Source organism: Bowmanella yangjiangensis (genome assembly GCF_017255015.1).
Classification (GTDB): Bacteria; Pseudomonadota; Gammaproteobacteria; order Enterobacterales; family Alteromonadaceae; genus Bowmanella; species Bowmanella yangjiangensis.
Genome location: NZ_JAFKCS010000042.1, coordinates 1 through 8,091 on the forward strand (window position 1 = coordinate 1; position 8,091 = coordinate 8,091).

Consider the following 8,091-nt stretch of genomic DNA (forward strand, 5'->3'; position numbering starts at 1 on the left):
ACTGTCTGTTTCTGGCTACCAAGGAAGATGCGTTTCTTCGCGCTTTGGCATTGTTGCAGCTATGGCGGAAGGGGTATGTCGAACCTATCGAGCCGCCCGCGAGGCCAATGCACATCTATGCCCAGCAAACGATGGCATTGGCGCTTCAGCAAAAAGGCATCATCGCTGCCGACGTCGACCGGTGGGTTGGGCGCATGCCGGGTTTTGCTGGAGTCACGTTGGATGACCGGGCTGGTGTTATCAGCTACATGCTTGGGGCCGGCATATTGCACTCTGATGAGGGACTCATCGGGATTGGCAAGGCCGGAGAGAGGACGTTTGGCGAGAAGAATTTCATGGAGCTCTTTTCGGTCTTCACGACGCCCCCCATGGTGAAGGTTTTTTGGGGTAAGCAGGAGCTGGGTGAAGTTCATCAACTGACCTTCGCTGTCCGTGATAACGGCCCGGCGCTGCTTACGCTAGGTGGGCGCAGCTGGCAGACGACCTATATCGACTGGCCGCGGAAAAAAGCCTTTGTCGAGCCTTCTGAGGTGCGCGGTAAATCGCAGTGGGTTAGTGATGCGCAGCCGCTGAGATACGAGCTTTGTCGTGCGATAGCTGATGCGCTGGTTTCTGATCTCGTGCCTGAGGGGCTTTCATCAAGGGCTCAAGGGCTGCTTGCCGATCTCCGTGATCAGTACGGATGGATGGAGTCGGGTAAAAGCACTCTGATCTTTGATACCGATGGCAATGCTACTTGGTGGAACTTTGCAGGCAAGCTGCTGAATTCGGCCATGAAGGATTTGCTGGCTGATGAGGCAGATAAGCTTATCGCCGATAACGAGTGCTTGATCTTTCGACATGTCTATTCAGACGAGTCACTGGTGAGTGCTATTCGAGAGACTCTTGCCGGTGACGCGCATGGTTTGGCGGTGCTGCTGGATGAAGCCTTTGTGCAAGAGCTGAAATTTGCAGAGTGCTTGAGTCAGAAGGAAATTGATCGTGAGCTGGGGGAGCGGTACTCCGTTGATAGTGATTTCAAGCAGTTCAGCCGAATCTCACTCGCCGTTCTGTGGGTGAAGGAAGAAGCCTGATATGAAAATTATCCGTCTCCGCGGAGTTATCGAGACGACCGGCCTTGCTCGATCAACAATCTATAAGCTCATCAGTGAGGGCGGGTTTCCGAGGCCCGTCCCATTGGTAGGCCGCAGTGTTGGTTGGCTTGAGAGTGAGATCCAGGATTGGATTAAGGGCAGGATTGCAGCGCGAGATATTAACCCATGCCGATAACTTGATGCCGGCGAGATCGATGACATTTCGCCGTTGTCTTTCAACAAGTCTGCAATTCAGTAATAGATTGTCTTTCCTTCGAGCTAAGCCTCGCTTGTTTGTATCAGTAAGCTGCGCTCGACACAGAAGTTTTGCTCCGCCCAAATGAGCTGCGGTGGGGCAGTTATGGAGATTAGAAATGGAAGTACGTTACTGGGAAGGAGGCCTGCTGCGGCATGAGGTCGAAGCTATCGAGAGCATGCGTAAGGCCTTCAAGGGGGAGCCTGAACTAGGACAACCTGGTACGGTCGCTCCAACGGGTGGTAAGTCTCTGGCTCAGCAGCTCAGTAATCTGTCTCTGAAAGGCAAAGGGGCCGATCATCCTTCTGGTATGTGGCCTTGGAAGGGGTATGCAGGGTTCCGTTTTGCGGACTCGCGCGGTAAAGAAGGCGAGTTCGATCTTGTCATTGTGACCCATAAAAACGTCATCATAGTCGAACTGAAGCATTGGAATGGTGTTATCACCAGCCATGGTGGCAAGTGGTACCAGAATGGTGATGAGCGTGATCGCTCACCAATATCGGTTACTCAGAATAAAGTTTTTCTACTCAAGAAAAAGCTCAATGCAGTTAGGCAGCAGTTTCCGAAAGGCATTGTGCCAAATATCAAATTTTGCGTGGTCTTGAGCGGTAAGTGTACGTTTGATCAGCTACCCGACAATGAGCGCGAGCATGTAATTCATCTCGATGACTTCTTGAAGCTGGCCAACGAGCGTCAATTTAATAACAAGTTTCGCCCGCATCCCGAGGCGGCAGGTCTGAATCAGTATTTTGATGTGTTTGATCAGCTGCTCAATCAGGGAAGTGTCAAACCGAAGGAACTCATGGTTGATGGGTTCAGAGCGCAGGGGGAGCCGATTTTCAAGCATCCCGGCGAGGTTTATATTGAGTACGAGGCTGCAAACGAAAATAACAAGGCTGATCGTGCTCTTTTGCGTTTGTGGGACTTCAATAAGCTTGATGATGTAGATGCTAAAACCCCAGAGGGGCGCTTCAAGATTCTTTCCAGGGAGCGGGATGTTCTGGTTTATCTGGGACAGCGGGATCATGAGTTGGCAAAACGTTGTCTGCGTCCTATCAGAAACCCCTCCGTGCAGTCCGTTACTCAAGAATTCTCTGAACTGTGCGAGCTTCCGGCAAGTCACTACCGGCTCAACGAATTCATTAATCGATATGCGCAGAACTATGAGGAGAGTGATCGGGTAAAGTTGGCCAAGATCTTGGTCGCGCAGTTCGCTGCCATGCACGGATTTAAGGTCGCTCACCGTGATTTGGGCGACCATAGCGTATGGTTCTCACCATCCAGCGCCATTGCTTTGTCCAACTTCATTGCAGCCTATCATCAGCCAGCAGGTACGGTTGGACCGCGTCGTGATCAACTGAGTATTGGCTCTATTGCTCTTCCAGAAGATCGTACTGATGAAGGGCACGGCGGTACGCCTTTCCACCGCGACGTTTTCGCGCTTGGACTCCTTTGCTGGCACTTGGCTCAAGCCAAGTCTTTACCTCTCAAGCTGAATACCGATTACATCGATAGCGTTCGGGATGACATCCTGGATTCGGATACATGGTACTCAGGCGTTCTCGCCAAGGCGGTGGAGCACAATCCAAGCTCTCGCTACGCCAACGCCGGTGAGTTGCTGGACGAGTTGAACCAGGTAACGCCAGAAGATACAGCGCAGTTTGCTTTCGATCAGTCACAACTTGAACGTTTTTCCGCTTCAAGCGCTAGAATTTACAAAATTTACCCGGTGGATGAGGAAATCATTGATATCCCTGAGAAGGAGGTCTATCGGTCGGGTGATTGCATTGTAAAACTATGGCCTACGATCCATGCAGATGCTCCGCAGGCAGGGCAAGGTCCGATGTTGCTCAGCTTTTTTGAAAAAATAGAATTGCTGAATAAAAGTGGCTACGAATTTTTGCCTAGGATTGATCAGTTTGGATATGACAGGAGCGGTACTCCTTTTTTAGTTCAACAATTTATCGATGGCCAACACTGGAGCGAATTATCACAGCTGAGCTCGCGACGAGCCGAAGAGCTGATTCGTAATTTGATTTCTGCAGTTGAGTGTCTGCATGAGCAGCAGTTGACTCACGGAGATCTCCATCCTGGAAATATCAAAGTCGTAGTGCCAGTTGATGGCGGGCAGTCCGTACAGCTTTACCTGCTAGATCTTCCGGATCTTACAGTTTCAGGAAGCGAACCTTTCAATAATCGATATAGTCCTCTAGCCGAAAGCTGCACACCTTTCGAGCGTGATAACTTCGCTGTCATGCGTATGGCTGTAGAGTTGCTCGGAATGGACTGGGATCAGCCAGATGAACATGATCTGGCTGAGCTGCGTAAGGCAATTAATGAGGAATTACAGAGCGATTCAGGCTTCGTTGCGCTAGACCGATTTAGTGATGCTCTTAATCGTGAGTTTCGTCCGAAGCAAGCTAGAACAGTTATTACAGTCACCGTGCGCGGAAATGACCCTCTAGATTTCGCAATTTATCCTGACAATGGACGCCTTTTTGTCAGCGTCAAGCCAGATGTAAAGGATGCCCATCAGACTGTCGTTACGTTCAGCGGTGTGGGCGGAAGCTTTTCAGCTGCATATGAGAAGTCCTCGAAAGCCTTTGTTAGGGGATTCAAGCCCAGTCAGCAGGAGGCTGTTCCGCACTGGGTTGAGCGTAATGCAGATTTTGAAATTGATGTCGAAATTAATGTAGTTGTTGCAAATATTAGTAACCTCAAAGAGCTGTCAGACTTTATGGGGAATAATCTGGCGTTCGACGAGCTTGTTGCCAGTATTATGGATGCTGCCTGTGCTTCCTCAGTAAACCAGGAGGCCGGAGGTGCGCATAACTCCACCGATTTGGCTACTGACAATGATATCCATGAAGAGCATGTCCCAGAGATAAAAACGAGGTCTATTCAGACAAGTAAAGTCTGGAAGGCTATTATGGATACAGAAGTCGAGGGGCTGCCAACGCTAGAGGTGTCGGGTGAGCCTGTCTTTAACAAAGACAAAACTGGGCTCATGATTCCATATACAGCCAATGGTGAGGTTTTAGAGTCGTTCGAGACTGATGATAAAATTAATCTCATCAAGAAGGACGGCGAAAAGCAAATCAATCTTGGCGAGGTGGATCTTCGTAAGAGCACAAAATCTGCCCTGTGTTTAGTGTACTCAGGAAAAACCAGAGCTGCTATTAAGGCTGATGATGTGCTCTATCTTCAAAGCAATAAGAACAGGTCCTCGCTGACCCGTCGTAAGCGCGCGATAGAGCGTATATTGGGTCGCCAATCAGTTGTAACAGGGCTGGTTGATTATTTTGACGAAGGCTGCAGTATAGTTCCTGAGCGATTTTCTGTGCCGCCAACTGAGGAAGGTTTCGCAGTCTACCAGCGAGAGACTTCAAGCGGGCAGATTATTGGTCTCAACGATGCACAGAAGGATGCTTTTTCAAAGTTGATAACAAACGGGCCAGTGGGTTTTTTGCAGGGGCCACCCGGTACCGGTAAAACTGAGTTTATTGCCGCATTCTGCCACTACCTGATAAGTGAGGAGGGGGCTAGGAATATCCTTCTTGTTAGCCAGTCGCATGAGGCTGTAAATACCGCGGCAGAGCGCATTCGTGCCCACTGCCGCAGATTGAATACCGATCTCGATGTTGTGCGTTTCAGCAACCGCGAACAGGTAGTCTCAGATGAGTTGCAGGATGTCTATTCCAAATCGATTGTCACCCAGCAACAATCGAGCTTTAGCGCTGAGCTAAAAAGGCGTTTGTCTCTGATGGCTCCCTCACTTGGGGTAAGCGCCGGATTCATCGCGAGCCTGGTTGAGCTTGAGTCGAGGATTCACGGACTGGTCAAAAGCATTGAGCGCCTGGATAAGGATCTGCAAGATGCTGGTGAGGGCACTCTCGAGTCCAAGCAATTGAGAGCAAGCCTGAGTCGAATGCAAGAGGATCTGCTTGAGGCGCTAGCCAATGACTATGGTATCTCTGCAGCCCCAGAGTCTACTGCTCGGAATATGCTTGAGCAGGCCTATGCCAGTGTTACCGCCAGCCATGGTGTCAGGCCGCATGAATTTAAGCGATGCATGGATCTGATCAAGTTGTCTGAGGAGTTGCTGCAACGTATTGCCACTGATGGCGCTAATTACGATGAATTTCTGATGCGCGCCAGAACACTTGTCTGTGGGACCTGTGTAGGCGTTGGTCTACCGCACTTGAAACTTGCTGAAAACCGGTTTGACTGGGTCATTATCGATGAGGCTGCACGTTCTTCACCTAGCGAGCTGGCGATTGCCATGCAGGTGGGAAGCCGAATCCTGTTGGTAGGGGATCATCGGCAGCTTCCCCCAACCTATGCAGACGAGCATCTCAAGGCCATCGCCCGTGATTTGGGACTACATAGTCAATCAGATGAGTTTCGTCGGATCATGCGTAGCGATTTCGAGCGCGCTTTTGAGTCTGCTTATGGCCGAGGTGTCAGTGCCACACTGAAGGTTCAGTACCGTATGCAACCACCGATTGGGGATCTAGTTTCGGAGGTTTTCTACGGTGGTGAGCTAATGACTGGTGCGCGGCCTGTGCCGCAATGCTTTTCGAATGCCCCAGATGTTATCGGTTCAATCGTAACTTGGCTGGATACGGGGGGTCTCGGGAAACAAGCTAATCACTCGGAGCAGCAAGGTAGTACCAGCTTGGTAAACCATGCTGAGGCAAACTCCATTATTAGGATGCTCAAAGATATCGAAAGCGACATGGAATTCAGCTCAGCATTAGTTGAGGAAATGACGGAAACTATGGAGCCTCCTATTGGGATCATCTGCATGTATTCTGAGCAGAAAAAGTTGGTTCGTAAAAAGTTTGCCGAGAAAACATGGTCGGAAGATTTCAAGAAATTGGTCAAGATTGACACTGTTGATAGTTACCAAGGAAAAGAAAATCGCATTGTCATTGTTTCTCTGACGCGATCCTCTGCAGACCTTTCTCCAGGCTTCTTGCGGTTGCCGAATCGAATAAATGTGGCAATGTCCCGAGCCATGGACCGTTTGGTTATTGTCGGTGACATGAGTATGTGGGCAGGGCGGAACGCGGATCTGCCCTTGGGTAAAGTTGCCACTTATATTCAAGAACGTCAGGATGGTGAGCGCTACAGGATCACTTCGGTAGTAAATGCAAAAGGAGCTGCATGATGGCTGGTGAAGCTTTGGTTTTGTTTGAAGTTGATATCTGTGTGCCGGCACAGCAGTTCAGAATTGAATATTCTCTGATTGAAAAAGGAGGGCTTCCATTCGTTTCTGAGTTCTTGCTGCGTTTGTTGAAAGTCTCCCCTTTGATGTCGGCTGATATAGCTAGATACTTCGGTTTCACTTCGAAAGAGTTGAGTGCGGCATTGACACCCTTTTTCCAGAAGGGAGAGGTTTCTGTCCAACCAGATGGGCGGATTGGTCTTTCAGAAAAAGGACTTCGACTCTTCTCAGGAAATGAAGACTCTCCCAGTGTCAGGTCTAGGCAGGAGTATCGGCGATCATTCACTTTTGACTTGCTAACGTTCTCCTATCTTGGGGGAAAGATTCCATCGGCAAGTACAAGGCGAGCAGTTCTTCTAGATGCCGGTGTTGAAGTTAGGGCTGTTTCACAGCAGAGGGCGGTCGGTGCATTTCAGAATAATTTGCATGAGATATTTCGTCGCGGGGACTTGGCAGGGCAGGATCAGCAAGGTTCTGTCCCGGAGTTGTACAAAATAAGCGACGTGAGGAAAAGCTCAGATGTATGCTTTCTTGTTGAGGAAGCGTTTTGCCTTGATGTGGATAGTCTCGATTTGAGTTTCGAGGTGAAAAAAGGAATAGCCGAGGAGGAAGAGTATATTGGGCGTCGTGCATCTATGCTGCATAGCCTAAATGGGCGCGAAAACTTTGATGATATTGTTCGACTGGCAGATAGGTTAGGCGATTCAGAAACGATTGATGCTCTTTCGAGTGGATTGATGGATTTCAGAGGAGTTGCTCAACGTGCCTTGTCGTTTGGCTTAGATGATCGCCGTGGTGATGTAAGAATTTATGGATCCTTACAGTTGAATAGAAATTGGGATCAGGTGTGTTCGCTATTGAAAAAACACCATGAGAAAATTTCTGATTCTGAGCGTGAAGTTGCTACAAGACTTACCTGGCTTGCACCGTGTTCCCATGGATTGTGGGGTAAAAGCTCTCGCCATGGTCAAGCTTTAAGTAAGTTCGTTGAGTATGCGGGTTTGAAAAGCAAACGAAACGACCGGCATGCTTTTGAGGCAGAGATTCTGATTCCCTTGTCGTCTAGCAAGGATTGGCAGTCGAAAAAGGCTGCAAATAATGATTGTGCAGAGGCGAAAGAGTATTTGCACGGTTTTGTCGAGTCTGAAACCTTGGCGCCTCTAGAGGTTTTTATGCTGAGCGGCTGCTTTGCAGTTGTTATCTATCATCTTGTGGTGCCTGACCGTTACCCTGTACCAATTCCGTTTGGATTTATTACTGAAGACCCAGCTCGCGTGAGGAGTATTGAGGGGCTAGTTAGGTCTGTTCTTGATGAGTACAGCTTTGAGAATAAGCCAAGGTACTTGGGAGGCTTGGCTGATCTGGGCAGGAATTTGTAGTGGTGTTGATGCTCCGCTCTATGCTGTCAGTGACTGCCGCGCTTTGTGAACGCCGTGCCATGCTTTTGTTGTAGAGTGCAACCAGGCATTTGCAGTAGCAGGGATCGCGTAAGGGATGTCATCAGTTCCCCAACCCAAGAGCTTGGTCATCGA

Annotated in this window: 4 protein-coding genes; all 4 read left to right on the top strand. The window is 49.4% G+C overall.

Going from position 1 to position 8,091, the window contains the following annotated elements; translation table 11 throughout:
• The coding region (locus tag J0A65_RS20580) for a hypothetical protein (RefSeq protein WP_232850079.1) at nucleotides 1-1,073 on the top strand (1,073 nt) is incomplete at its 5' end.
• Nucleotide 1,074: 1 nt separating this feature from the next.
• Nucleotides 1,075-1,269: an AlpA family transcriptional regulator gene (locus tag J0A65_RS20585; RefSeq protein ID WP_206596220.1), complete on the top strand. Its 195-nt coding sequence runs from the start codon at nucleotides 1,075-1,077 to the stop codon at nucleotides 1,267-1,269.
• Between the two features lie 178 nt (nucleotides 1,270-1,447).
• Entirely contained in the window at nucleotides 1,448-6,502 is a 5,055-nt protein-coding gene (locus J0A65_RS20590; RefSeq protein ID WP_206596221.1) for an AAA domain-containing protein, read from the top strand.
• Complete coding sequence (locus J0A65_RS20595; protein ID WP_206596222.1) at nucleotides 6,502-7,938, top strand: hypothetical protein; 1,437 nt, start codon at nucleotides 6,502-6,504, stop codon at nucleotides 7,936-7,938. The genes J0A65_RS20590 and J0A65_RS20595 overlap by 1 nt, the downstream gene beginning before the upstream one ends.
• The last annotated feature ends 153 nt before the right edge of the window (nucleotides 7,939-8,091 follow it).